The organism is Allobosea sp. (assembly GCF_030695125.1).
Lineage (GTDB): Bacteria > Pseudomonadota > Alphaproteobacteria > Rhizobiales > Beijerinckiaceae > Allobosea.
In genome coordinates this window covers 22,596-47,406 of record NZ_JAUYTP010000022.1, presented here as the reverse complement: position 1 = coordinate 47,406, position 24,811 = coordinate 22,596, and the positions used below count along the sequence as shown (strand labels likewise).

The window sequence follows — 24,811 nt, the reverse complement described above, 5'->3', positions numbered from 1 at the left end:
CGCCCCCTACTCCGCCGGCGTCCAGTTCACCGTCTTGCACAGCACGCCGATGATGCAGCCGCGCGTCGACAGCCCGTCGGGCTTGACCGTCAGCGTCATCGCGAAGCGGCGGTTGCGCTTGGGGTCGAAGGCCTCGCCGCTGAGCTTGTCGGCGCTCTCGGGCCTGAGCGTCAGCACCAGCCGGTCGCCGACCTCCTCCCCGCCGCTGCTGTCCCGGATCCAGAGATTCGTCGCGCAGATATTGCCGCCGCAGGGGGCGATCCGCACCCTGGCATTGCCGTCGTCGCGCATCCAGACCCCGCTGGGATCGGGGCTGTTGGCGCGCGCCGGCAAGGACGGCAGCGCCGCGGCGAGCGACAAGGCGAGGACGGCCACAGGCGTTTTGAACGTCATGAGCGGATCTCCTAATCTATCTGAGGGGCGATACGCCGCAGCACCGGGATCGGTTTCGCGATCACGCGCAATGTGATCGCCGGGCCCGATCGCGCCCCCCCGGTGATCCCGACTCACGCGCAGGGCGTAGGTTCCCGCAGACATTCACCCGGAGACGCGCCTTGAAAACCCTGCTCACAGCCTATGCCGCCGCCGCCCTCGCCTTCCTCGCTGTCGACGCGGTCTGGCTCTCGACCATGGCGGATCTGCTTTACCGCCCGCTTCTGGGCGATCTGCTGGCGCCGCAGTTCCGGCTGGGACCGGCGATCCTGTTCTATGTGATCTATATCGGCGGCATCGTTTTCTTCGCGGTCCGCCCGGCCCTGGCGACGGGGCGGCTGTCGACCGCAGCGCTGCAGGGCGCCGCGCTCGGCTTCGTCGCCTACGGCACCTATGATCTGACCAACCACGCCACGCTGCGCGACTGGCCGGCGATCATCACCGTCGCCGACATGATCTGGGGCACGCTGCTGACGGCGACCGCCTCAATCGCGGGCTATGCCGCCGCCCGGCGCGTTGCCGCCTGAGGCCGCCTCGGCGTCGGCCAGCAAGGTCGAGAAGACGAGCGCGGTGCAGGCGGTCAGCCCCGCCGCGCTCATCATGTTGAGCCGCAGCAGCGCGGCATATTCCGCAGCGCCATAGAGATGGGCCGGGGCGCCATAGGCGTCGTGGAACAGGAAATAAGCCAGGAAGCAGAAGCCAGCGAGCGGGAAGGCGGCGATCCAGCGCTCGCTCGGCCGGAAGATCAGCAGCGCCAGGACCGCGCAGGGGATCAGGAAAATCTCGACGCCGGAGGCCACGCCGAAGACCTTCGCGGAGAGCAGCGTGTTGGCGATGCCCGCGATCGGCAGCAGCGCCCGGCCCAGAACCGTGTTCCAGCGCGCGACCGCCGGAACGGCCAGGAAAAACGGCGTCGACAGGAAGGTCCAGACGGTGGGGCCGATCTCGGGACCGACCGTCCAGTAGAAATACAAGGGATAGAAGGGCTGGTTGGAGGCCACCAGCAGCGCGAAGAAATTCGCGGTGGCGACACGCGGATCGGGGTGGTGGGCATAGGCCTTGAGCGCGGCCATGCCGCTCTCGAGCCAGGCGGGAAGCGGCATGATGATCGGCCTCGTATGGTGGCGGCTGCGCATCATCTACGGCGCGAGGACGCGATCGGGTCACCCGGATGTCGTCATGGCGCGCGCAGCGAAGCCATCCGGAGCCACCTGCTCCAAGTCCTGGATGGCTTCGCTGCGCTCGCGATGACGGTGGGACGCTACATCCGGAACACGCCGAATTTCGTCTCCGGCACCGGGGCGTTGAGGCAGGCGGAGAAGGCCAGCGCCAGCACGCGGCGGGTCTCGGAGGGCAGGATGATGCCGTCGTCCCAGAGCCGGGCGGTGGCATAGTAGGGCGAGCCCTCGGCCTCGATCTTGTCTCGGATGGGCGCCTTGAAGGCCTCTTCCTCCTCCGCCGACCAGCTCTTCCCCTCCGCCTCGATGTTGTCGCGCCGGACCGTGCCGAGCACGCTCGCCGCCTGCTCGTGCCCCATCACCGAGACCCGCGAATTGGGCCAGGAGAACAGGAAGCGCGGCGAATAGGCCCGCCCGCACATGCCGTAATTGCCGGCCCCGAACGAGCCGCCGACCAGCACGGTGATCTTGGGCACGCGGGCCGAGGCGACCGCCGTGACGAGCTTGGCCCCGTCCTTGGCGATGCCGCGGGTCTCGACATCGCGGCCGACCATGAAGCCGGTGATGTTCTGCAGGAAGAGGAGCGGGATGCGCCGCTGGCAGCACAATTCGATGAAATGCGCGCCCTTCAGCGCGCTCTCCGAGAACAGGATGCCGTTATTGCCGATGATGCCGACGGGAATGCCGTGGATGCGGGCAAAGCCGGTGACCAGGGTCGTGCCATAGAGCTTCTTGAACTCGTCGAATTCCGAGCCGTCGACGAGCCGGGCGATGATCTCGCGGATGTCGTACTGCTTCTTGAGGTCGGTCGGGACGACGGCCTCGAGTTCGGCGGGGTCGTAGAGCGGCTCGACGGCTTCCGCGATGTCGATGTCGGGGCGCTTCAGGCTGTTGAGGTTGCCGGCGATGCGTCGTGCGATCGCCAGCGCATGGGTGTCGTCGCAGGCGTAATGGTCGGCGACCCCCGAGAGCCTCGCATGGACGTCGGCGCCGCCGAGGTCCTCGGCGCTCACGACCTCGCCGGTGGCCGCCTTCACCAGCGGCGGGCCGCCGAGGAAGATCGTGCCCTGCTGCTTCACGATCACCGTCTCGTCCGACATCGCCGGCACATAGGCGCCGCCGGCCGTGCAGGAGCCCATCACCACGGCGATCTGCGGAATGCCTTCGGCCGAGAGCGTCGCCTGGTTGTAGAAGATCCGGCCGAAATGCTCGCGATCGGGGAACACCTCGGTCTGGTGCGGCAGGTTGGCTCCTCCTGAATCGACCAGATAGATGCAGGGCAGCCGGTTCTCCCGAGCGATCTCCTGCGCCCGCAGATGCTTCTTCACCGTCATCGGGTAATAGGTGCCGCCCTTGATGGTGGCGTCGTTGCAGACGACCATCACCTCGCGCCCGGCGACACGGCCGATGCCCGCGATCATGCCGGCGCCATGGACGTCGCCCTCGTACAAGCCGTAAGCCGCGAGAGAGCCAATCTCGAGGAACGCCGAGCCCGGATCGAGCAGCCGCAGCACGCGCTCGCGGGGCAGAAGCTTGCCGCGGGCGGCATGGCGCTCGCGCGAGCGCTCGTTCCCGCCCAGCGCGGCGACCGCGCGCCGCGCCTCGAGCTCCGCGCGCAGACCCGCCCAGGCCTCGCGGTTGGCGCCAATCTCGGCCGCGTTCAGATCGACCTTGCTCTCGATGACCGGCACGGCGCGCTCCCAGGCAAACATCTCTCGTCGGGTTATGGCGCGGCCCGCCGCAAACGCCAACCGGCGGGGATGCTCACAAGGGGCAAGCAAAACTGCCCCGCTCGGCGCTGAGCTACACCGTCGGCCCGAAGATCCGCTCGAACTCGCGCCGCAGGGCGACATCGACATCCGCCATCGTCAGCGGCAGGCCGAGATCGACCAGCGAGGTCACGCCATGCTCGCTGACGCCGCAGGGCACGATGCCGTCGAAATGCGACAGCTCCGGCTCGACATTCAGCGAGATGCCGTGGAACGAGACCCAGCGACGCACGCGGATGCCGATGGCGGCGATCTTGTCCTCGGCCATGGCGTGTCCGCCACGGGTCGCCTTCTCCGGCCGGCGCACCCAGACGCCGACGCGGTCCTCGCGGCGCTCGGCCCGGACGTTGAAGCCGTCGAGCGTCGCGATCAGCCAGGATTCGAGCGCGGCGACGAAGCGCCGGAGGTCCGGCTCGCGCCGCTTCAGGTCGAGCATGACATAGGCCACGCGCTGGCCCGGTCCATGATAGGTGAACTGCCCCCCCCGGCCGCTGCGATGCACCGGGAAGCGTTCGGGCGCGATGAGATCGGCGTCCTTCGCCGAGGTGCCGGCGGTGTAGAGCGGCGGATGCTCGACCAGCCAGACGCGCTCGGGCGCCAGCCCGTCGGCGATCAGCGCGGCACGGCTCTCCATCTGCGCCACCGCGTCGTCATAGCCGACGAGGCCCTCCGCCACGACCCATTCGACCGGCGCGCAGCCAGCCTCGCTCCAGAACAATTCGGCGAGCGTCTCGCGCGTCTTCACTGCGCATTAACCCTGTTGCGACCAACCTCGGGACTGAGGCGACCGCCAGCCTCATGCTCCCCGTTGGGAGAACAGGCAAGTTTCGTCGGTCGGATTTTGAAGTAGGGTTTCGGAGGCACGACTTGAAGGCCGATCTCGACCACGTCCCCGTCGAACTGACCGTCGTTCTCGGCTCAGCCCGGATGCCGATCTACAAATTGCTGCGCATGGGCCGCGGCGCGATCATCGAGCTCAACGCCAGCGAGACCGACGAGGTCCAGATTCTCGCCAACAACCACCCTTTCGCCAAGGGAATCGTCGTCGTCAGCGGCACCAAGATCTCCGTCGAGATCACGCAGATGCTGAAACGGCCGACAGTCTACACCCTCCAGAGCGTGGCGGCGGCGGCCTGATCGCCTTTTCCTGCGCAGGGCCCCTTGTGGCGACGGATTCGATTTGCTAGACCCGCGCCGCTCCGGAGTTGCCCGCCACGGCGGAAAACTTCAGCGCCGCGGTCATGGCGGAATTGGTAGACGCACTACCTTGAGGTGGTAGCGGGGAGACCCGTGGAGGTTCGAGTCCTCTTGACCGCACCAGATTGAGGGCACCAGCCCGGCGAACGGCGACCCGCGAGGGTCGCCGTTCGCGTTTGGCGCCTGCGTGTCGCTTTTCGCCGCGAAAGCGCCTTGCTGCATTGCAACCGCCGGAACCCGCTGACACAAGGGCGGGCAGCACCGCGCCGAATCCCTTTCGGCCATCGCTATCCAGTCGACAGCGGCAACCACGGAGCGGGCCCATGACGGACACCGACAAGGCTCCGGTCGAGACGCTCGAGCGCCCGATTCGCGACGAGGACGGCGCGATCGACGCCGGCCTCGTCGAACAGGTCTCGCAGGCGCTGCTGCTCTCCGACCTGACGACGCTGCGCGCCGTCGTCTCGGACATGCACGCGGCCGATCTCGGCGCGCTGATCGAGGCGCTCGATGCCGAGGAGCGCACGCGGCTGATCTCGCAGCTCGGCCGCGACTTCGACTTCACCGCCCTGACCGAGGTCGACGATTCGATCCGCGAGGAGATTCTCGAGACGCTCTCGGCGCAGACGGTGGCCGAGGGCGTGCGCGATCTCGACACCGACGACGCCGTCTACATCCTCGAGGACCTCGACGAAGCCGACAAGAACGAGGTGCTCGACCGGCTGACCCCGGCCGAGCGGATCGTCCTGCAGCAGGGCCTGGATTATCCCGAGGGCAGCGCAGGCCGGCGCATGCAGAGCGAGATCCTCGCCGTCCCGGCCTTCTGGACCGTCGGCCAGACGATCGACCATCTGCGCCAGACCGACAATCTGCCGGAGCGCTTCTTCGAGATCCTGGTCGCCGACCCCGCCCATCATTTCGTCGGCTCGGTGCCGCTCGACCGGCTGCTGCGCACGCAGCGCCCGGTGGCGATCGCCACCCTCGTCGACGAGGACAGCCGCGCCGTGAAGGCGACCGACGACATCGAGGATGTGGCGCGGCTGTTCCAGCGCTACAACCTGATCGCGACGCCCGTGGTCGACGAGGCCGAGCGGCTCGTCGGCGTGATCACCATCGACGACATCGTCGATGTGATCGAGGACGCCGCCGACGACGACGTCAAGCAACTCGGCGGCGTCCGCGCCGACGAGGAGCTGTCCGACCCCGTCCGCCAGATCGCCCGCAGCCGCTTCAGCTGGCTCTTCATCAACCTCTTCACCTCGTTTCTCGCCGCGGCGGTGATGAGCCTGTTCGAGGCGCAGCTGTCCCAGGTCGTCGCACTCGCCATCCTCGCGCCGGTGGTGGCGAGCCAGGGCGGCAATGCCGCGACGCAGACGATGACCGTGGCGGTGCGGGCGCTCGCGACGCAGGAACTCGGCTCCTGGAACCTGCGCCGGTTCATCACCCGCGAGCTGATCGTCGGGCTGATCAACGGCGTCGGCTTCGCAGTGATCACCGGCTGCGTCGCGGCCTTGTGGTTCGGCAGCCAGGGCCTCGGCGTCGTCATCGCGATCGCGATGGTCGTCAACCTCATGGCAGCCGCGGTCGCCGGCGTGGCGATTCCCGTCATCCTCGATCGTTTCGAGGTCGATCCGGCCATCGCCTCGGGCACCTTCGTCACCACGGTGACCGATGTCGTCGGCTTCTTCTCGTTCCTCGGCGTCGCCGCGATCTGGCTGGCGCAGAGCTGAACGCCGCTGAGGCGAACCCGGGAGCGCGATTTTCGTTAGCGTAAACGGGCCGTCAAGTTTTCTCCACGATCTTGCGCGACATGGACCCTCGCCGCATGACATCCTTCAAGCCCGCATCCATTCTCGCCGCCGCCGCTGCGCTCGCCATGCTGGGCGGCTGCGTCGCGATGGAGGGTCATTACCCCGCCAAGGGCGATGCGCGCCCTCACCCGGGCGTGGCGGAGGCGCACCGCTATCCGATCCAGGGCATCGACATCTCGCGCTGGCAGGGCGAGATCGACTGGACCGCGGTCAAGGGCGCCGGCACCCGCTTCGTCTTCATGAAGGCGACCGAGGGCGGCGACCACATCGACCCCGCCTTCCAGCGCAACTGGGAGGGCGCGCGCCGCGCCGGCATTCCCCGTGGCGCCTACCATTTCGTCTATTGGTGCCGTCCGGCCCATGAACAGGCGATCTGGTTCAAGCAGCATATTCCCAATGATCCCGACGCGTTGCCGCCGGTTCTGGACGTCGAGTGGAACGGCCACTCGAAAAGCTGCCCCAAGAAGATCGCGCGCGACCTCGCCCTGGAGAAGATCCGGCTGATGCTGACCGAGCTCGAGCAGCTCACCGGCAAGAAGCCGATCATCTATACCGACATCACCTTCCACAAGGACGTGCTCGAGGGCGAGTTCGACGATTATCCCTACTGGATCCGCTCGACCGCCGGCCTGCCCGAGACGCGCTACGCCAACCGGCCCTGGGAGTTCTGGCAGTTCACCACGACGGGCCGGGTGCCCGGCATCAAGGGCGACGTCGACCGCAACGCCTTCTTCGGCAACGAGGGCGAATTCGTCGGCTGGCGCACCGGCGAGTTCGACATCGGAACACGGCGCTGGAGGCGCGAAAAGCCGGTGCCGCCGCAGCCGAGCCCAGGCCCCGAGCGCCCGGTGGCGGCCACGCCGGCGCCGATGGCCAGCCGCATCCCCGGCAGCGCCACGGCCATACCCTCCTCGTTCCAGCCGCCCGACGACGAGGTCGCCGAGCCGCTGTGAGCGATCCTCCGCCGCGGCGCGGCCGGCCCTGCCGGTTAACCAAAGCTGAAACAAGCCCCGCGCATTCGCGCCAAATCTAACCGGCTCTTAACCAGCGCCTCCCCATGTCGAAGAGCCATGCAGGAGAGGGAGACGCCGGTGCGATTGGGTTTTGTGAAGCGGGCGGCGCTGGGTGTCTTGACGCTCTGCGGCCTGCTGACCGGCCTGGCGGGCCCGGCTGCGGCGCTCTATCCCAAGAAGAGCGATTCGTCGCCCCATCACGGCGTCCGCGAGGCACGCCGCCAGGCGATCCAGGGCATCGATATCTCGCGCTGGCAGGGCGAGATCGACTGGGACAAGGTCAAGGACGCCGGTACCCGCTTCGTCTTCATGAAGGCGACCGAAGGCGGCGACCATCTCGATCCGAATTTCCGGCAGAACTGGGCCGGCGCGAAAAGGGCCGGCATCGCGCGCGGCGCCTATCACTTCGTCTGGTGGTGCCGCCCGGCACACGAGCAGGTGCGCTGGTTCAAGCGCCATATCCCGCGCGATCCAGACGCCCTGCCGCCCGTCCTCGATGTCGAGTGGCAGCATGGCTCGCAATGCAACCGCAAGGTCTCCCGCGCGCAAGTGCTGGAGAAGATGCGCATCATGCTCGCAGCCCTGCAGGAGCACACCGGCAAGAAGCCGATCATCTACACCGACATCAACTTCCACGAGGACATCCTCGAGGGCGAGTTCAACGACTATCCCTATTGGCTGCGCTCGACCGCAGCACCGCTGAAGCATCGCTACAAGCGCGAGCAATGGGAGTTCTGGCAGTTCACCACCACCGGCCGGGTGCCGGGCATCACCGGCGACGTCGACCGCAACGCCTTCTTCGGCAGCGAGAAGCAATTCGCCGCCTGGCGCGAGGGCCGCTTCGACATCGGCACGCGCCAATGGCTCGCCAGCGAACCGAGGGTCGCCGGCCGAAAACCGCCGACGACATCGGCCGGCTCGCGCGCGCCGAAAGCCGCCGGGGGAACGCCCCTGCGCATGGCGCCGCCGGCCAGGATCGGGCAGCGCACCGCCCACAGCGACTGAACGGGTCCGCAACGGGGCTGCCATCTCCCTGCCCCCGCAGCCGTCATCGAACTGTCATGCGGCGGGCGCAGGGCTCGCGGCGTCGCCAGCGAGTTCCCCGGCCAGCAACACGATGACCGCCCCGCATTCCATCACCGATGCGCAGTCCCGCATGGGCATCGTCTGGGCCTATCGCTTCGACGCCGCGGGTGTGCCCGGGCTGATCGACCGCGAGACCGTGCCCGGTGTCGCGCCGGAAGACGGTTTCGTCTGGCTCCATCTCGATCTCGTCCACAGCCGCGCCAAGGCCTGGATCGCCGAGCAGACCTGGCTGCCGGCCGGCGCCGAGGAAATGTTCATCTCGCCCGAGAGCCATCAGCGGCTCGACCATTCGGCCGATCTGGTCTGGGGCGTCTCGCACGACCTGATCCGCGACGTCGCCGCCGATTCCGACCTCGTCGGCCCGCTCTACTGGATCGTCGGCGAGCGCCTGCTGCTCACCGGCCGGCGCGACGCGCTGCAGTCGATCCGGCTGGCGGCCGACGCGCTCAACCGCGGCGAGGCCGTCGAGGGGCCCGCCGGGCTGTTCGAGCAGATCATCGAGCACATCGTCGACGACGTCACCCGTGCGGTGGTCCGGCTGATGGACGAGACCGACAGCGTCGAGGACCATATCCTCGCCGACCGTTTCGACGACGCGCCCGCCCGCGTCGGCGCGGTCAGGCGCATGGCGGTCCGGCTGCATCGCCAGCTCGGCGGCCTGCATCTGCTGTTCCGGCGCTTCGCCGAGACCCATTCCGGCCGCAAGGCACCCGAGGAGGTCAAGGCCGCCGCCGCCCGGCTGCTGCAGCGCATCGACGGGCCCCATTCCGATGTCCAGTCGGTGCAGGACCGCGCCAGGCTGCTGCAGGACGAGATGACCGCCCGCACCGCCAGCCAGACCAACCGCCAGCTCTATGCGCTCTCGATCCTGACGGCGCTGTTCATGCCGGCGACCTTCATCACCGGCTTGTTCGGCATCAATGTGAAGGGCCTGCCCTGGATGGAGCACGATTTCGGCGCGTTCTTCGTCGCTCTGGCCTGCCTCTGCGCCGCGCTTCTGACGCTCGTGCTGCTGCGGCGTCGGGGCGTGATCGGCGGCTGAAGGTCAGGCGCGGATCGACCAGCGCGCAGCCTCCCCGCATCGATGCCCAACCGCCTGCGCGCCCGCGCGCACTGACTTGCCCGTGATCCGCGCTATAAGTCGGGGAAACGCCAGGCGCCTTCGCCGCGCCGGCTCCTCGGGAGGTCCACCATGCTCGCCAACGCGCCCCGCCCCTTCAATTTCGACCTCGGCGAGACCGCCGACGCCATCCGCGACACGGTCCATGCCTTCGCGCAGGAGAAGATCGCCCCGCGCGCCCAGGAGATCGACCAGACGAACCAGTTCCCGCGCGATCTCTGGCCGCAGATGGGCGCGCTCGGCCTGCACGGCATCACGGTGAAGGAAGAGGATGGCGGCGCGGGCCTTGGCTATCTCGAGCATGTCGTGGCGATCGAGGAGGTCAGCCGCGCCTCGGCCTCGGTCGGCCTCTCCTACGGCGCCCACTCGAACCTCTGCGTCAACCAGATCGCCCGCAACGGCAACGCGGCCCAGAAGGCGAAATACCTGCCGAAGCTGATCTCGGGCGAGCATGTCGGTGCGCTCGCCATGTCGGAGCCCGGCGCGGGCTCCGACGTCGTCTCGATGAAGACGAAGGCTGTGAAGACGGGCGACCGCTATGTCCTCACCGGCAACAAGATGTGGATCACCAACGGGCCGATCGCCGAGACGCTGGTGGTCTACGCCAAGACCGACCCCGAGGCCGGCTCGAAGGGCATCACCGCCTTCCTGATAGAGAAGGGCATGAAGGGCTTCTCGACCCACCAGAAGCTCGACAAGCTCGGCATGCGCGGCTCCGACACCTGCGAGCTCGTCTTCGAGGACTGCGAGGTGCCCGAGGAGAACGTGCTCGGCGCGGTCGGTCGCGGCGTCAACGTCCTCATGAGCGGGCTCGACTATGAGCGCGTCGTGCTGGCGGCCGGGCCGCTCGGCATCATGCAGGCGGCGCTCGACGTGGTCATGCCCTATGTCCACGAGCGCAAGCAGTTCGGCCAGGCGATCGGCGAGTTCCAGCTCGTCCAGGGCAAGATCGCCGACATGTATGTGATGATGAACGCCTGCAAGGCCTATGTGTACGCTGTGGCCAAGGCCTGCGACCGCGGCGAGACCACCCGCGAGGACGCCGCCGGCGCGATCCTGATCGCAGCCGAGAAGGCCACCCAGATCGCGCTCGACGCCATCCAGCTGCTCGGCGGCAACGGCTACATCAACGACTATCCGACCGGGCGCTTGCTCAGAGATGCCAAGCTCTACGAGATCGGCGCCGGCACCAGCGAGATCCGGCGCATGCTGATCGGGCGGGAGCTGTTCCAGAAGACGAAGTGAGGTCGAAAGCAGTGAGGCCAGGCGAAAGGCGCGGGGAACCCCTCTCCTGTAAGGAGAGGGGCAGGGGTGAGGTGTCGGCCCCTGGACACCGCTGCCGTAACCTCACCGCGGCCTGACCCGCGCCCCACGGGTCGAACGGCCTACACCTCACCCTACCCTCTCCTTACAGGAGAGGGTTCCGCGTCGCGGTTCCGGAGCGCGTCTGAATGCCCCTCTACTTCGCCTACGGCCTCAACATGGACCCCGCCGGCATGGCGCAGCGCTGCCCGCGCTCCAAGGCGCTCGGGCTCGCCCGCCTGCCGCGGCACCGCTTCCTCGTCACGACGGATGGCTACGCCTCGGTCGTCCGCGACCCGCGCGAAGAGGTTCATGGCGTGCTCTGGGATTGTTCGCTTGGCGATATCCGCACGCTCGACAAGTTCGAGGACCTCTCCAGCGGGCTCTACGTCAAGATCAGCCAGCCGGTGATCGTGCCCGGCGGCGCCAAGCGCGCGCTCGTCTATATCGGCCGCTCGGGCGACCCGGGCCGGCCCAAGCCCGGCTATATGGAAGCCGTCATCGCCAGCGCGAAACACTGGGCCCTGCCAGAGAGTTACGTCGCCGGCCTGAATCGGTTTCTGAGCAAGCCGAATCTGGATCTGAAGGCGCCGCCGGCAGCGGCCGAGGAACTGCCGCCCGGACCGGTGCCGGGCGTGCGGCCGCGCGCGCTGGCGCCGAAGTGACGCCCTTGCAGGGCCCCGTGCTGGTCAGTCGGCCGTCAGCGCCTCGACGGGGCCGCGAAGCGTGAAGACGATGCCGGTCACGGCATAGTCGACCGATGTGGTGCCTTGGAAGTAGCCCGCCATGGCGCGCTCGATCATGCGCGAGCCGAAGCCGAGACGGGTCGGTGGCTGGACAGGCGGCCCGCCACTTTCCCGCCACTCAAACGCAAACGCTCCGTCCATCACCGACCAGGCGATGTCGATGCGCCCGCTTTCCTGCGCGAGCGCCCCATACTTGATCGCGTTCGTCGCCAGTTCGTGCAGGGCCAGCGCCATCGCGAGCGCGGTCCTTGATGACAGCTCGACCGTCGGGCCCTCGCTCCGAAAGCGGGACATGTCGCTATGGCCCTTCAGCGATTCCCCGATCAGGTGAGCGAGGCTTGCCTTCGCCCAGACCGTTTGCGTCAGGATATCCTGCGCGATCGCCATGGTGGCGAGCCGCGCCGTGAACGCCTCCTTGATGGCCGCGACCTCCGGCCCGCCGCGAATCGTCTGGTTCGCGATCGACTGGATCATCGCGAATGTATTTTTCATCCGGTGTTTCAGCTCCAGCGCGAGCAGATGCTGCCGCTGCTCGGCTTCCTTGATCAGCGTGATGTCGCGCGACACTGAGAGGATGGCCTCGGGCTGGCCATCCGCGCCGATGATGGGACCGACCTGGACATCCCAGTAGCGCGGATTGCCCGCGAAGGTGTTGGCAGCCCCCTGAAATCGAGCGCTGCGGCCCTGTCTGGCGGCCTCGATCGCGGATCTGGCCTCGGCGTTGCCTTCGCCTTGCCAAAAGTCCGGCCACGGGCAGCCCTTGACCGCGTTGAAGTCGCTGACTTCCATGACGCGCTGGCCGCCCTCGCTCATGAAGGCCAGCTTGCCGTCAAGATCGATCACCTTGATGCAGTCATCTGACGCCGCCAGAAGGCTGCGCATAAAGCGAGCGTCACGAAATTCCGGGGTCACGGTGGTTCCCACGATGATAGCATCCATTGCGACAGCTTATCGCATGGCCCAATCACGCGACCAACCGGATGTCCCTGTCTTTTGATGGTCCATGAGAACATTGCAGGTCCGGCCCGGATCGGCCGAGCAGGCAAGCGTCACGGTCGAAGCTGGGTGGAACCGCGCCTTGCGACGCGCCCCGAGACCACGAGCCCGCCAGTCCGGCGCGGCTTCCTCGGGCAGCCGCGCACGGATCGCTTCACTTCCACAGCAGCGCCGCTAGCCGGATCGCGATCACCAGCGCAAAGCCCGCGATGATCGTGCCGATGATGCGGTGACGCTTCGCCCGGTCGGGAAACTGCCGGTTGAACAGCCGCCCCAATGGCTTGCGAAACAGGAAGGCGACGACCAGCAGGACGACGACGACATTGACCGGGCTCACGCGGTCGCCTTCGACGCCGGATCGCGAGGCTCGGCGGCGTCGAACGGCGCGCCGGCCTTCTTCCAGGCGCCGAAGCCGCCGGCCATGTGCGCCACGGGCTTCAGCCCCATCTCCTGCGCCACCTTGGCCGCCAGCGCCGAGCGCCAGCCGCCCGCGCAGAAGAACACGAACTGCTTGTCCTCCTGGAAGACCGGCTTGGCATAGGGGCTCTCGGGGTCGATCCAGAACTCAAGCATGCCGCGCGGGCAATGGAACGCCTCGGGCATCCGCCCTTCCCGCTCCAGTTCGCGCGGATCGCGCAGATCGACGAAGACGACGTCGTCGCGCCCGAGCAGCGCCTGCGCCTCCGCGACGCTCAGCGTCGTCACCACAGCCTCGGCTTCCGCCAGCAGCGCCTTGTAGCCCTTGGTGATGGTCTGCGGCATCGCGGCCTCCTCTCGAAACGGACGGCACCGTGGCCAGAGTTGCGCCTTGCGTCAATCGCGCCTTGCCGCTGGCACCGCAGCGCAGCACTGTGCGCGCCGGAGGCAAGGCATGATCGGATTCGGCACCCTCGACATCATTGGCGCAGCCTTCTTCGCCGCCGCCTGGATCGGCTATCATTTCGCCGTCGAGATGGGCCCCCATGCCGGCAAGAGCCTGAACATGAAGATGAATCTGCGTCGCGCCCGCTGGATTCGCGAGGCGATGTCGCGCGACAACCGGATCGTCGACACGCAGATCATGAACGGCCTGCAGAACGGCACGGCCTTCTTCGCCTCGACCTCGCTGATCGCCATCGGCGGCACGCTGACCCTGCTGCAATCGACCGACCGCGTCGTGGCGCTGTTCTCCGATCTGCCCTTCGGCACGGCCCCCACCCGCGCCGCCTGGGAACTCAAGGTGATCGGGCTGGCCCTGATCTTCGGCTATGCCTTCTTCAAATTCGCCTGGAGCTACCGGCTGTTCAACTACTGCGTCATCCTGCTCGGCTCGCTGCCGGCCGCCAAGAACCACGACCCGGACGACGCGCAGCGCGCGGTGCATGAAGCGACCGAGATGAACATCGCCGGCGGACGGCATTTCAACCGCGGGCAGCGCGCCTTCTTCTTCGCGCTCGCCTATATGGGCTGGTTCCTCGGGCCCACCACCTTCATCCTGTTCACCGGCGCCGTCCTCGTGGCGATGTACCGGCGCCAGTTCGCCTCCGACGCCGCCCGCGTCTTTCGCTATCCGGACGCATCATGACCCATCAGCCAGACGCCACGCCCGCAACGAGCAAGCCCAAGCCTCACGACGACGATCTCGCCGCGACGATCCTGAAACTGGCGGGCGAGCGCGGTGAAGGCCGCACGATCTGCCCCTCGGAAGCCGCGCGCGCGCTCGGCGGCGACCATCCCGATGGCTGGGGCCCGCTGATGCAGCCGATCCGCCGCGTCGCGGTGCGGCTGATGAAGGAAGGCAAGGTCGTCATCACCCGCAAGGGCCGCCCCGTCGACCCCGACGATTTCCGTGGCGTCTACCGGCTCAGGCTGCCGGAGGGAGAATAACCCCTCACGGCCCCGGAAACAGCGCGTCGGTATAGCCGGCCAGGCGATAGGCCACGAGCCCGACCCATTCCTTGAAGCCGTCATCGGCGATCATCAGACCGCGTGGCGCGCGCCCCGAAACGCGCACGAATTCCGACGCATTCTCCTCGGTGAGATAGTCCACCGGGAAGGCCTCGACCGCGAAGCCAGCCTTGCGGAACACGCCCATCGAGCGCGGCATGTGCCAGGCGGAGGTCACCAGCAGCCAGCGCTCGCCCGGCTTGGGATCGACCAGGAGCTTGGTCAGAACCGCATTCTCGCGCGTGTTGCGGGATTTGTCCTCGAGCACGATCCGCTCGCGCGGCAGGCCCAGCCCCTCGAACAGCACGCTGGCACCGTCCGATTCGGTCTTGGTCACCGGCGAGATCAGATTGGCGGCGCCCCCGGTGAAGACGATCTTCGCCTGCGGATGCAGCCGCGCCAGTTCGACCGCCTTGGTCATGCGCGCGGCGGCGCTGGTCAGAACCACGTCGCCGCGGGCGACCCCGATCGCCCCGCCCAGCACGATGATCCCGGCGACGGGGCCCTTTTCGGCCGGCTGCTGCGGAAAGCGGTTCTCCAGCGGCCACATCACCAGCCGTGGCAGCGGGCTGAAGGCCATCAGCGCCAGGAACGACAACGCCACCACGCCGAGCCAGCGCGCCGCCCGCGCAAAGCGCGTGAAGGCGAGCAGCGCCGCCAGCAGCGCCAGCAGGATGGCCAGGTTCACCGGCGACAGGACGAACCAGACCACCTTGGAGAGGACGAAGAACATGGGCGGCTTTCCGGCTGCGGCGACGGACCGCTTCTAGCCGACGAAAGCTGACGGCGCGTGAACGCCGCTCACCGGATGATCTGCGGCGGTTGCGAGGGACGCCGCGCCGGGGCCTGCGGCGCCGCCGCACGTTCCAGTTCGAGCGTCCGTGTCGCCACCTCCCGCAACTCGCAGCCGGCCTGGCGCCCGAGTTGGAAACCCTCCCGCTGCGTCGCACCGTAGAACGCGCATTTCTGGGCGATGAACCCTTCCCAGGAGAGCTGCAGCGCAATCAGGCGACTGCGCTGGCCGGCGTCGAGCGTCCGGCCGCTCTGCTGGACCGCCTGGATCAACCGCTCGCGCCAGACCGCCTCTTCGCGACGGGCACAGCCGATCTCGGCGCCGCGCCGGTCGGCGCTGGCGGTGCCGACGCAGGCCACCGCGATCGACCCGATGCAGGCGGAAGCCGCGGCGCGGTTGTCGCGCAGACAGGCCGACAGCTGCGCCCGGTCGGCCACCAGCGGCGCCGGAGCAGGCGCCTGTGCCCAGACCGTTCCAGCGCCCCCCAACGATGCGAGGCAGCAGACCCATGACAGCAGCGCGAAACGAAGGATCATCATGCTGCCCATCTTGGCACCGATCGCAGGCGGATCAAGGCACCTCGCGATCATGTCAGGCGACCGGCAGGACCAGCGCGGGCTTGGCGGCCGGGCGGGCGTAGATCGCCTCGTACCAGCGCTGGACATGAGGCCGTGCGATGCGCTCGACCGGCATGTGGAGCCAGCGATGCGCTCCGCAGCCGACGACGATGTCGGCCATGCCGAAGCGCTCCCCGCCGAGGAAGCTGCGCTCCGCGAGATGCTGGTCGAGGATCGCCATCAGCGCCTCGGCCTTGGCGACGCCGGCCGCAACCGTTTCGGGCGCGGTGTATTCGGGAACCTTGCGCACCAGCCCCCACAGCACGGGCATCAGCGCCGGCTGCAGGGAGGACTGCATCCAGTCGAGCCATCGGTCGGAATCGGCCCGGCGCGCCGGGTCCTCCTCCCAGATCCAGCCCGCGCCATAGCGCGCCGCGAGATAGCGCACGATGCTGTTGGACTCCCAGATGCAGACCTCGCCGTCTTCCAGCACGGGGATCTGGGCATTGGGGTTCTTCGCCAGGAACATCGGCTCGCGCAGCCCGCCGAACGGCCCGCCGCAATCGATGCGCTCGAAGCTCTGGCCGACTTCGCCGGCGGCCCAGACCACCTTCTGGACATTGATGGAGCTGATGCGCCCCCAGATCGTCAGCATGTCAGATCGTCTCCATCTCGGTCTCTGGCAGCAGCTTGCCCACACAGCGTCATTCCGGACAAGCCGCGCCAGCGGCGCCGCTCCGGAATCCATCGGAGGGCCTTGTCTGGGACGGAGGCGCCCTGCGATGGATTCCGGGTCTTCGCTGCGCTCGCCCGGAATGACGGTGCGGGAGCGGACGACGGTTGGCTTGTCCGATGCGCCTTAGGCGAATTCCATGATCACCGCGTCGACCGCGAGCGATTCGCCCTCCTTCGCCAGGATCTTGGCGACGGTGGCGTCCTTCTCGGCGCGCAGCACGTTTTCCATCTTCATCGCCTCGACCATGCACAAAGCCTCGCCGGCCTTGACCTCCTGGCCAACGGCAACCGAGATCGCCTTGACCACGCCGGGCATCGGGCAGAGCAGCACTTTGCCGGTGTCGGCGGCGACCTTCTCGGGCATCAGCGCGGCGAGTTCGGCCTCGCGCGGCGTACGGACGATGGCGTCGGCATAGGCGCCGGCATGGCCAAGCGCGAAGCCGTTCAGGATCGCGCGCACCTGCGCCGCCACCGCAACGCCGTCCAGCGTGCCGCGCCAGACCGGCTCGCCCGGGCGCCAGTCGCTGACGACGGAGAGGGTGCGGGGACCGAAGCCGATCATCACCGCCTCGCCCTGCTCGCTGACCTCGCCCTCGAACCGCTCCCCGCCGAGCACGACGACGCGGGTGCGCTCGAATGACACCCGGCGCCAGCCCTCCATCTGCGCGCTGACATGGCGCTTGCGCTGGTTCAGCCGGTGGTCGCAGGCGATCGCGATCGCCGCCATGCGCAAGGCGACCTCGCCCTGCGGGACCGGCAGCGAAAAGCCCTCGGGAAACTCCTCGGCGATGAAGCCGGTGGAGAGATCGCCCGCGATCCAGCGCGGATGATGCATCAGCGCCGAGACAAAGGGGATGTTGTGGCGGATGCCGTCGATCGCAAAGGCATCGAGCGCGCGGCCCTGCGCCTCGATGGCGGCCAGCCGCGTCGGCGCATGGGTGACGAGCTTGGCGATCATCGGGTCATAATGGATCGAGATCTCGCCACCCTCGAACACGCCGGTGTCGTTGCGCACGATGGCGTCGCCGTCTGGCCCCTCGGCCGGGGGTCGATAGGTCACCAGCCGCCCCGTCGAGGGCAGGAAATTGCGCGTCGGGTCCTCGGCATAGACGCGGCTTTCCACCGCCCAGCCGTTCAGCTTCACATCGGCCTGGGTGAGCCGCAGCTGCTCGCCATAGGCGACGCGGATCATCTCCTCGACCAGGTCGACGCCGGTGATCATCTCCGTCACCGGATGCTCGACCTGAAGCCGCGTGTTCATCTCGAGGAAATAGAAGGATTTGTCCTGGCCGGCGACGAACTCGACCGTGCCGGCGGAATCGTAGTTCACGGCCCGGGCCAGCGCGACCGCCTGCTCGCCCATCTTGCGGCGCGTCGCCTCGTCCAGCAGCGGCGACGGCGCCTCCTCGACGACCTTCTGGTTGCGGCGCTGGATCGAGCATTCGCGCTCGCCGAGATAGATGACGTTGCCGTGCTTGTCGCCCAGCACCTGGATCTCGATATGGCGGGGGTCGACGATGAATTTCTCGACGAAGACGCGATCGTCGCCGAAGGAGGACGCCGCTTCGGACTTCGCCCGCGCGAAACCCTCGGCGACCTCCCCGGCGGAATGGGCGATGCGCATGCCCTTGCCGCCGCCGCCGGCGGAAGCCTTGATCATGACGGGATAGCCGATCGCATCGGCGATGGTCACCGCATGCTCGGGGCTCTCGATGATGCCGAGATGGCCCGGCACGGTCGAGACGTTGGCAGCCGCGGCCGCCTTCTTCGATTCGATCTTGTCGCCCATCGCCGCGATCGCCCCGGGATTGGGACCGATGAAAACGATGCCGTTGTCCTTCAACGCCTGGGCGAAGGCCTCGCGCTCGGACAGGAAGCCATAGCCGGGATGCACGGCCTGAGCGCCGGTCGCCTTGCAGGCGGCGATGATCTTGTCGATGACGAGATAGGACTGGGCGGCGGCGGGCGGGCCGATCAGAACGGCCTCGTCGGCCATCTCGACATGCAGCGCGTCCCGATCGGCTTCGGAATAGACCGCCACCGTCTTGATGCCCATGCGCCGCGCCGTCTTGATGACCCGGCAGGCGATCTCGCCGCGGTTCGCGATCAGGATTTTCGAGAACATGCGTGGCGCCTCCCCGGCCGTCGACGAGCCCGAAGCATGCCGGGGTCCGCTGCAGGACCCGGTTCTGGCGGCACGCTTGCAAGCCCAGTTAGAGCATGTCCGGCAAAACCGGCTACCGGTTTTTCGCACAGCCCCAAATGGCGAAACCCGAACCGATGCGCCTGTAGGCGTGTCGATCCGGGTCTGGGGTGTAGGGGACACCGTGGGCGGCGTCCACCGATGCGAAAGTCGGTGATCGAGGGGCGCCGCCGCGCCGTCAGCTGGCGAGCAGCACCCGCTCGGGCCAGAAGCGCGCAGGCTTGGCATGGCCCTTGTCGAGCGCGAAGCCGATCAGCGCCTCGTCGCAGCGCTCCGCCTCGCGCACGATCTCGAAGGCGATGCGGCGGGCGGTGACGGTGGGCCCCTCGCCGGCCGACAGCGTCGTCACCAGCCAATGCGCCTTGTCGCGATCGATGACGCCGGTCGGCCGGTTCTGCCAGACCGCGAAATCGACGACCAGCGCGACCAGATAGTCGCCGAAGGCCTCGCAGCGCTGCGGCACGGCCCGGTCGAGCGCCACCAGCACATCGATGACATCGCGCGTGACAACCGCCTCGTCCAGAATGTCACGCTGAAGACAATTGACGTCTTCAGCATCGATGACCAGACGATCCATCACACGATCGACGAATTCGCGAAGTTCATGACCAATCATTGTTCGACCCCTGTCCGGCGTTGTTTTGTGCCGGTACGTTCCTGCTGTAGGAACACCATGGATCGGGACCCGCCATCAGGTGGTTAACAGCCAAATCTGAACGCATGTTCAGGTTAAACGGCCCTGAGCGGACGTGGTTGCGAGGATGTTACTGGGGGCGGCCCATCCGGCACCGACCCGCATAGCGGGCCGTCATTCTCCAGCGAAGCGCAGACCCGAGAATCTCGCCACGGAAGAGCGCTGGTTTTCGAGATGCGCGGGACAAGCCCGAGCATGACGCTCTAGGTCACACCGCCTCGTCGGCAGCGACGGCCTCCGGCAGCCCCAGCACACCCGGAAGATCGGTCGAGCGCGCGAGCACATGGCGCGCGCCGAGCGCCACCAGCGTCGCGACCGGCTGGAACCCCCAGGACACGGCAACCGGGATCACGCCGGCGGCCACCGCCATCTCGATATCGAACGAGGCATCACCGACCATCGCGGTCCGCCCCGGTGCCGCGCCGGTTTCCGCCAGCGCCCGCAGGATCATCTCGGGATGCGGCTTGGAGGGCGCGTCGTCGGCAGTCTGCACGGTCGCAAACAGCCCCTCCCAACCATGGCGCTCGATGATGTACTCGGCGCCGCGGCGCGATTTGCCGGTGGCGATGCCGAGCTGGACGCCCGGCATGCCCGCCAGCGCGGCCAGCGTCTCGGCGACGCCGGGAAACAGCGGCTCGTCGAGAGCTGCGTCCGTCTGCGCCTGACGGCGCATCGCCCCGAAGACATCCTTGTAGGTCTCGGCCAGGGCGGCGTCCGGCGCGGGCAGCCCGCCGAGCCGCATCAGCGCGATGTCGAGCGTCAGCCCGACGACGCCGAGCCCCGCCTCGCGGCCGGGATGGGCGAGCCCATGCCGCGCGAAGGTCTCGTGCTGCGCGGCGAGCAGGATCGCCTCGGAATTGATCAGCGTGCCGTCGAGATCGAAGATGATGAGGTCCATGGCCGCGCTGTAGCCCGGATCGCGGGCGCGATCCACTGCGCTGCGGTCATGGCCCGTCACCGCCAGCCCGACCCTCTGTTCAGCTGCGCGCCTCGCGCGCGCAGGCATCCACCGCCTTGCGCAAATCGTCGCCATCGAGCCCCTTGCCGCGCGCATCCTTCCGGCATTCGGCGCGCTGGGCGAGGTCGGGGCGCCTGGCGTTGAAGCAGGCGACGAGCGCAGCCGTCCGGGCCGAGCCCGCCAGACCCTGCGCGTCGATCTCGGTCTTGCAGGCCGCCCGCGTCGCCACCGCCGTCGGCTTGCCGTCGCGGGTCACGCCATCGCGGGCATAAAGCTGCACGTCGGGGAACTTTGCCTGGATGCAGTCGCGCATCGCGGCGCGCAGATCGTCGCCCGACAGCGCGACATGCTCGGCGATACAGTCCTGCCGGGCTTTCGCGCGCTGCGCGCGCGGCACGGGCTCGTCGGCGGGGGCGACGGCGACGCGCGCCGGCGCGGGGCCCGGGCTCTGCGCCAGGGCAGGAACGGAAACGGAAGCGGTGAGAACGAGGCCAGCCAGCAGGAAAGCGCAACGGATCATCGGAGCACCAGCGTCAGAGGGATGGGAACAAAACAAAAACACAATTCTGTTTGTTCCGCAATCGTTCTCTTTCGTCCTTCTCGGGCGAAGCGAAGCGCAGACCCGAGAATCTCCCGCAGGAGATGCTCGGATCGGGCCCGAGCCTGACGAACCTTACTCGTCGGGCGCGTCCACGATCGGATCGTAATGCGCGTCCTCGAAGCCGAGCAGGTTCCAGGACTGGCGCATATGCGGGGGCAGCGGCGCGCTGACGTCGATCGTGCCCTTGCCGCGCGGATGCGGCAGCACGATGCGCCGCGCCAGCAGATGCAGCTTGTTCTGGATGCCGCCGGGCAGCTCCCAGTTCTTGATGTTGAAATATTTCGGATCGCCCACGATGGGATGGCCGATATGGGCCGCGTGCGCGCGCAATTGGTGGGTGCGCCCGGTCACGGGCTTCAGCGAGAGCCAGCCGAGCTTCTGCGCGGCGGTCTCGACCACCGCGTAATAGGTCACGGCATGCATCGCGCCGTCCTCGCCATGCTGGGCGACCGCCATGCGCTGGTCGCCATCATAGGCCTCCTCGCGGGCGAGATAAGTCGAGATCCGGCCCTGGCGCACGCGCGGCACGCCCGCCACCAGCGCCCAGTAGACCTTGCGGGCCGAGCGCGAACGGAAGGTCTTGGCGAGCGTGGCCGCCGCAAAACGCGATTTGGCGATGACGAGGCAGCCGGCCGTGTCCTTGTCGAGGCGGTGGACGAGGCGCGGCTTCTGCCCGCTCTTGTCGGTCAGTACGTCGAGCATCTGGTCGACATGGCGCGTCGTACCCGAGCCGCCCTGGACGGCCAGCCCCGCCGGCTTGTTCAGGACGATGACGTCGTCATCCTCATAGAGCGTGATCGAGCGCAGGAACCCCAGCGTGTCGTCATCGGCCTTGAGCGAGCGCGGCCGGCTTTCCTGCGGCTCCAGCTTGAGCGGCGGGATGCGCACGGTCTGGCCCTCTTCGAGCCGGTCCTTGCTGTCGGCGCGCTTGCCGTTGACGCGCAATTCGCCCTTCCGGACGATGCGCTGGATATGGCTGAAGGAGAGCTGCGGGAAGCGGTTCTCGAGAAAGCGGTCGATCCGCATCTCGTTTTCGTCGGCGGTGACCACGAGTTGCTGCACGCCGGTGGCGAGCACCTGCGCCGTCTCCGCCTTGACCTCGGCCCGCGTCGGCCCCTCGGTCACCGGCGCCCGGCGAGCCGCGACCGGCTTCCCGGCCGGCCTGGTGGCTGGCTTGGGCGCAGGCTGCCGCGGCCCCGCCCCGCGCGGCACGGGATGGTGCGGCGCCGGGTTGCGCGTCGGCTCGGTGCGGATCTCCGCCTCCTCGCGCTCAGGGCGAGCGCGGGCCGAGCGGCGCGCGTCATGGCTCGGACGCTTGGCCTTGCCGGCCGGCCCGCGCGGTGCGCCCGCGGCCGGCGGCCGACCGCCGCGCCGGGGGCCTGCTCCCGCCCCCTTGCCGCCTGTTCCTTTGCCGCCAGCTCCTGGGCCGCCCGCTTTACCACCGGTTCTCATGACAGGCTCCGGACGAGTGCGAGGCCGGCGAGCAGGGCCGCCAGCGAGAGGATGACCGAGCCGAGCACATAGGCTGCTGCAAGCCCGGTCTCGCCGCGCTCCCAGAGCAGCACAGCGTCGAGCGAGAAGGCCGAGAAGGTGGTGAAGCCGCCGAGCACGCCGGTGGTCAGGAACAGCCTGGCATGCTGCGACCAGCCGGCCTGCGTCTTGAAGGCGAGCCAGCCGGCGATCACGCCCATCAGGGCCGATCCGAGCACGTTGATCAGCAGCGTTCCGGCGGGAAAGCCGGTGCCGAACCAGCGCGGCGAGACGAGATTGACGCCATGCCGCAGCATGCCGCCGATGCCGGCGCCGAAAAAGACAAGGAGCGTGGAGGTCATCGCCCTGCAATAGCCAGCCCGTCGCCCCCACACAAACGAAATCGGGCCCTTGCCGCGGGAGCGCCAAGCTGAGAGGTGTAGCGGCAGCGTCTTGACGCTGGGGCCGGGGGGCGACGGAACGACATGCGGGAGGGGGTGCGGGAAACCGCCTGTGGTCGTGACGCCCGGGCAGGACATGCCGGGCGCGCGCTCCTGCTGGCGCTCAGCACGTCCTGCGCCGCTCTCGGGGTCGCGCAGGCCGCCACACCCCGCCCGCTCCCGGCCAGCGCCCCGCAATTCGCCCGCAGCTGCCTCATCAAGCCACCCGACATCGCCCCGCTCTTTCCCGCCGCCGAGGAGGCCAGCGCGGCAGCCGCGCCGAACGCCGACGACGCGGAAGACGACGATGACGACACCGATGACGACGCGGAGGATGACGACGACGACGACGACGTCCCGGGGCTGATCCTGCCGGGCTCGAGCACCTGCCTCGCCGTCTCCGGCAGCGTCACCGCCGGGCTGCAATTCGACAGCTACCGCATTCCCAAGGCCGGCAATGCGGCGCCCCCGCCCGCCTATTCCTGGCCGACCAGCACCTCGCTGCGGATCGAGACCGCCCATGACCTCGCCTCGGGCCTGCGCATCGGCTCCGCCTTCGAGATGTCGCTGCGGCCGGCCACCGACCAGCCCGAAAGCATGACGGTCGACGAGGCCACCGTCACGGTGGGGACGATGACCTTCGGGTTGACCGGCACGTTCTTCAGCTTCTGGACCGGCGAGGAGTTCGCCTTCAGCGCCCGCCTGCCCGGCCGCAATGTCGGGCTGATCGGCTGGGAGCGCGATCTGACCGAGCGCTGGAACCTGGCGCTCTCGGCCGAGGACACGACGCTGGGGACGACCTCGACCATCCCCGTGGTCAAGGGGCGCGTGCCCGATGGCGTCGCGCGCCTGACCTACACCCAGGGCGGGCTGACGCTGCACATGGCCGGCGCACTGCGCGACGTGCCGGGCTCGGTGCCCAAGCTCGGCCGCGCCGGCATCATCGGCGCGACCTATGAGCTGCCGATCCTCGGCCGGCCCGGCGAGATCACGGCGCAGCTCTCCGGCGCGGTCGACGCCCCCGCCTATATCGGCTCCTCGCTCGACGCGACCATCGTCAGCCAGGTTCTGACCAGCGCCGATTCCAGCCGCGGCTTCTCGGGCGTGCTGGCCGCGCGCCGCGAATGGACCGACGAGCTCGCCAGCAACCTCTATGTCAGCCGCTACCAGCTCACCCTGCCGCTGGCCAACCAGGCCACCGGCAAGCTCAAGATCGACCGCGCCAGCGCCAATCTGGTCTGGACGCCGGTGGACGGCCTCAAGGCCGGGATCGAGGGATCGGTCGCCTGGACCCGCGTCGCCATCGCCAACCGCGTCCTGCCGCTGACGCTGGGCGGCCGCCAGCTCTCGGCCCAGCTCTTCATCGAGCGGTCGTTCTGAGGGGTGCCTGAACGAGCTCTACAGCGCCGCTCGCAGACGCCAGCCCTCATCCTGAGGAGCCGCGAAGCGGCGTCTCGAAGGATGCGCCAGGAGGCTCCGGAACCCGCTGGACCCTCCTTCGAGACGCGCTCTCCGAGCGCTCCTCAGGATGAGGGCTGAGGCTGGCTTGCACCCGCCCCTACCCCTCCCGCCCGCGCCGCAGCAGCGGATGCACATAGAGCTCGAAGGCGATGGTCAGCAGGATGAAGACCAGCCCGATCGCGAAGGCGACGATCCAGTAGGCGACATCGTCATGCGAAACGAACCAGCCCGCGATCAGCGAGGGCACGATCAGGAGAGCGCGAGCGATAAGCGAGATCATGAGGCAGGCACCGGCACGGCCCGGGGGTGGGCGCGAGGGGCAG

28 protein-coding genes and 1 tRNA gene are annotated in these 24,811 nt (G+C 68.4%); 12 read left to right on the top strand and 17 right to left on the bottom strand.

The annotated features are described in order from the left end of the window. Nucleotides 1-6: 6 nt before the first annotated feature. On the bottom strand, nucleotides 7-393 hold the full coding sequence (locus Q8S38_RS06605) for a DUF2147 domain-containing protein (protein WP_305679627.1): 387 nt from the start codon (nucleotides 391-393) through the stop codon (nucleotides 7-9). A gap of 161 nt (nucleotides 394-554) precedes the next feature. On the opposite strand from Q8S38_RS06605, the gene Q8S38_RS06600 reads away from it, so the two are divergent. After that, nucleotides 555-959 carry a DUF2177 family protein gene (locus tag Q8S38_RS06600; protein WP_305679626.1) on the top strand — a complete coding sequence of 135 codons (405 nt, stop codon included), beginning with the start codon at nucleotides 555-557 and terminating at the stop codon, nucleotides 957-959. Here the strand turns inward: Q8S38_RS06600 and Q8S38_RS06595 are convergent. From Q8S38_RS06595 to lipB, 3 genes are all read right to left on the bottom strand, one after another. Beyond that, nucleotides 918-1,535, bottom strand: a complete 618-nt coding sequence (locus Q8S38_RS06595; RefSeq protein WP_305679625.1) for a hypothetical protein — start codon at nucleotides 1,533-1,535, stop codon at nucleotides 918-920. The two genes, Q8S38_RS06600 and Q8S38_RS06595, sit on opposite strands and share 42 nt — an antisense overlap. A 158-nt stretch (nucleotides 1,536-1,693) precedes the next feature. After that, nucleotides 1,694-3,301: a carboxyl transferase domain-containing protein gene (locus tag Q8S38_RS06590; protein WP_305679624.1), complete on the bottom strand. Its 1,608-nt coding sequence runs from the start codon at nucleotides 3,299-3,301 to the stop codon at nucleotides 1,694-1,696. Between the two features lie 112 nt (nucleotides 3,302-3,413). Next, complete coding sequence (lipB, locus tag Q8S38_RS06585; protein WP_305679623.1) at nucleotides 3,414-4,124, bottom strand: lipoyl(octanoyl) transferase LipB; 711 nt, start codon at nucleotides 4,122-4,124, stop codon at nucleotides 3,414-3,416. A 122-nt stretch (nucleotides 4,125-4,246) separates the two neighbouring features. On the opposite strand from lipB, the gene Q8S38_RS06580 reads away from it, so the two are divergent. The 8 genes from Q8S38_RS06580 (at nucleotide 4,247) to Q8S38_RS06545 (ending at nucleotide 11,573) form a co-directional block, all read left to right on the top strand. Then, nucleotides 4,247-4,516 carry a FliM/FliN family flagellar motor switch protein gene (locus tag Q8S38_RS06580; protein WP_305679622.1) on the top strand — a complete coding sequence of 90 codons (270 nt, stop codon included), beginning with the start codon at nucleotides 4,247-4,249 and terminating at the stop codon, nucleotides 4,514-4,516. Nucleotides 4,517-4,614: 98 nt separating this feature from the next. Beyond that, a tRNA-Leu gene (locus Q8S38_RS06575) sits at nucleotides 4,615-4,699 on the top strand. Between the two features lie 200 nt (nucleotides 4,700-4,899). Next, a complete protein-coding gene (gene mgtE / locus Q8S38_RS06570; protein ID WP_305679621.1) occupies nucleotides 4,900-6,306 on the top strand; it encodes a magnesium transporter in 1,407 nt (468 codons plus the stop codon). A 95-nt stretch (nucleotides 6,307-6,401) separates the two neighbouring features. Then, complete coding sequence (locus tag Q8S38_RS06565; protein ID WP_371125843.1) at nucleotides 6,402-7,340, top strand: glycoside hydrolase family 25 protein; 939 nt, start codon at nucleotides 6,402-6,404, stop codon at nucleotides 7,338-7,340. 138 nt (nucleotides 7,341-7,478) lie between these two features. Further along, nucleotides 7,479-8,405, top strand: coding sequence for a glycoside hydrolase family 25 protein (locus tag Q8S38_RS06560; protein ID WP_305679620.1), 927 nt, complete (start codon nucleotides 7,479-7,481; stop codon nucleotides 8,403-8,405). 112 nt (nucleotides 8,406-8,517) lie between these two features. After that, nucleotides 8,518-9,528, top strand: a complete 1,011-nt coding sequence (locus tag Q8S38_RS06555) for a CorA family divalent cation transporter (protein ID WP_305679619.1) — start codon at nucleotides 8,518-8,520, stop codon at nucleotides 9,526-9,528. A gap of 150 nt (nucleotides 9,529-9,678) precedes the next feature. Beyond that, the gene (locus tag Q8S38_RS06550; RefSeq protein WP_305679618.1) at nucleotides 9,679-10,851 is read left to right on the top strand and encodes an isovaleryl-CoA dehydrogenase; all 1,173 of its coding nucleotides are present in this window, start codon (nucleotides 9,679-9,681) and stop codon (nucleotides 10,849-10,851) included. Nucleotides 10,852-11,057: 206 nt separating this feature from the next. Continuing rightward, on the top strand, nucleotides 11,058-11,573 hold the full coding sequence (locus Q8S38_RS06545) for a gamma-glutamylcyclotransferase family protein (RefSeq protein WP_305679617.1): 516 nt from the start codon (nucleotides 11,058-11,060) through the stop codon (nucleotides 11,571-11,573). A 24-nt stretch (nucleotides 11,574-11,597) separates the two neighbouring features. On the opposite strand, the gene Q8S38_RS06540 is transcribed toward Q8S38_RS06545, so the two are convergent. From Q8S38_RS06540 to Q8S38_RS06530, 3 genes are all read right to left on the bottom strand, one after another. Further along, nucleotides 11,598-12,536, bottom strand: coding sequence for a sensor histidine kinase (locus tag Q8S38_RS06540; RefSeq protein ID WP_305679616.1), 939 nt, complete (start codon nucleotides 12,534-12,536; stop codon nucleotides 11,598-11,600). A gap of 268 nt (nucleotides 12,537-12,804) precedes the next feature. Next, nucleotides 12,805-12,987 (bottom strand): hypothetical protein, encoded by a 183-nt coding sequence (locus Q8S38_RS06535; protein ID WP_305679615.1) that lies wholly within the window; start codon nucleotides 12,985-12,987, stop codon nucleotides 12,805-12,807. Further along, nucleotides 12,984-13,412 (bottom strand): rhodanese-like domain-containing protein, encoded by a 429-nt coding sequence (locus tag Q8S38_RS06530; RefSeq protein WP_305679614.1) that lies wholly within the window; start codon nucleotides 13,410-13,412, stop codon nucleotides 12,984-12,986. Before Q8S38_RS06530 ends, Q8S38_RS06535 begins: the two co-directional genes overlap by 4 nt. Nucleotides 13,413-13,521: 109 nt before the next feature. Here Q8S38_RS06530 and Q8S38_RS06525 point away from each other — a divergent pair, with 109 nt between their 5' ends. Continuing rightward, nucleotides 13,522-14,214, top strand: a complete 693-nt coding sequence (locus Q8S38_RS06525) for a DUF599 domain-containing protein (protein ID WP_305679613.1) — start codon at nucleotides 13,522-13,524, stop codon at nucleotides 14,212-14,214. Then, nucleotides 14,211-14,516, top strand: coding sequence for a DUF3253 domain-containing protein (locus Q8S38_RS06520; RefSeq protein WP_305679612.1), 306 nt, complete (start codon nucleotides 14,211-14,213; stop codon nucleotides 14,514-14,516). The genes Q8S38_RS06525 and Q8S38_RS06520 overlap by 4 nt, the downstream gene beginning before the upstream one ends. 4 nt (nucleotides 14,517-14,520) lie before the next feature. Here Q8S38_RS06520 and Q8S38_RS06515 read toward each other — a convergent pair whose 3' ends face one another. The 9 genes from Q8S38_RS06515 to crcB all read right to left on the bottom strand — a co-directional run bounded on the left by Q8S38_RS06515 (nucleotide 14,521) and on the right by crcB (nucleotide 22,949). Continuing rightward, nucleotides 14,521-15,309 (bottom strand): YdcF family protein, encoded by a 789-nt coding sequence (locus Q8S38_RS06515; RefSeq protein WP_305679611.1) that lies wholly within the window; start codon nucleotides 15,307-15,309, stop codon nucleotides 14,521-14,523. A 68-nt stretch (nucleotides 15,310-15,377) separates the two neighbouring features. After that, the gene (locus tag Q8S38_RS06510) at nucleotides 15,378-15,908 is read right to left on the bottom strand and encodes a lysozyme inhibitor LprI family protein (RefSeq protein WP_305679610.1); all 531 of its coding nucleotides are present in this window, start codon (nucleotides 15,906-15,908) and stop codon (nucleotides 15,378-15,380) included. Nucleotides 15,909-15,960: 52 nt separating this feature from the next. Continuing rightward, nucleotides 15,961-16,581 carry a glutathione S-transferase family protein gene (locus tag Q8S38_RS06505; protein ID WP_305679609.1) on the bottom strand — a complete coding sequence of 207 codons (621 nt, stop codon included), beginning with the start codon at nucleotides 16,579-16,581 and terminating at the stop codon, nucleotides 15,961-15,963. Between the two features lie 204 nt (nucleotides 16,582-16,785). Then, nucleotides 16,786-18,786, bottom strand: a complete 2,001-nt coding sequence (locus Q8S38_RS06500; protein WP_305679608.1) for an acetyl-CoA carboxylase biotin carboxylase subunit — start codon at nucleotides 18,784-18,786, stop codon at nucleotides 16,786-16,788. 256 nt (nucleotides 18,787-19,042) lie between these two features. Continuing rightward, nucleotides 19,043-19,441, bottom strand: a complete 399-nt coding sequence (locus tag Q8S38_RS06495) for a hypothetical protein (protein ID WP_305679607.1) — start codon at nucleotides 19,439-19,441, stop codon at nucleotides 19,043-19,045. A 325-nt stretch (nucleotides 19,442-19,766) separates the two neighbouring features. Then, nucleotides 19,767-20,492: an HAD-IA family hydrolase gene (locus Q8S38_RS06490; protein WP_305679606.1), complete on the bottom strand. Its 726-nt coding sequence runs from the start codon at nucleotides 20,490-20,492 to the stop codon at nucleotides 19,767-19,769. 43 nt (nucleotides 20,493-20,535) lie between these two features. Continuing rightward, nucleotides 20,536-21,036, bottom strand: coding sequence for a hypothetical protein (locus Q8S38_RS06485; RefSeq protein ID WP_305679605.1), 501 nt, complete (start codon nucleotides 21,034-21,036; stop codon nucleotides 20,536-20,538). Between the two features lie 153 nt (nucleotides 21,037-21,189). Beyond that, entirely contained in the window at nucleotides 21,190-22,569 is a 1,380-nt protein-coding gene (locus Q8S38_RS06480) for an RluA family pseudouridine synthase (protein ID WP_305679604.1), read from the bottom strand. Continuing rightward, nucleotides 22,566-22,949: a fluoride efflux transporter CrcB gene (gene crcB, locus Q8S38_RS06475; RefSeq protein WP_305679603.1), complete on the bottom strand. Its 384-nt coding sequence runs from the start codon at nucleotides 22,947-22,949 to the stop codon at nucleotides 22,566-22,568. The genes Q8S38_RS06480 and crcB overlap by 4 nt, the downstream gene beginning before the upstream one ends. 123 nt (nucleotides 22,950-23,072) lie before the next feature. On the opposite strand from crcB, the gene Q8S38_RS06470 reads away from it, so the two are divergent. Beyond that, nucleotides 23,073-24,407 carry a hypothetical protein gene (locus tag Q8S38_RS06470; protein WP_305679602.1) on the top strand — a complete coding sequence of 445 codons (1,335 nt, stop codon included), beginning with the start codon at nucleotides 23,073-23,075 and terminating at the stop codon, nucleotides 24,405-24,407. A 178-nt stretch (nucleotides 24,408-24,585) separates the two neighbouring features. Here Q8S38_RS06470 and Q8S38_RS06465 read toward each other — a convergent pair whose 3' ends face one another. Further along, nucleotides 24,586-24,768 (bottom strand): hypothetical protein, encoded by a 183-nt coding sequence (locus tag Q8S38_RS06465; RefSeq protein ID WP_305679601.1) that lies wholly within the window; start codon nucleotides 24,766-24,768, stop codon nucleotides 24,586-24,588. Nucleotides 24,769-24,811 lie beyond the last annotated feature (43 nt).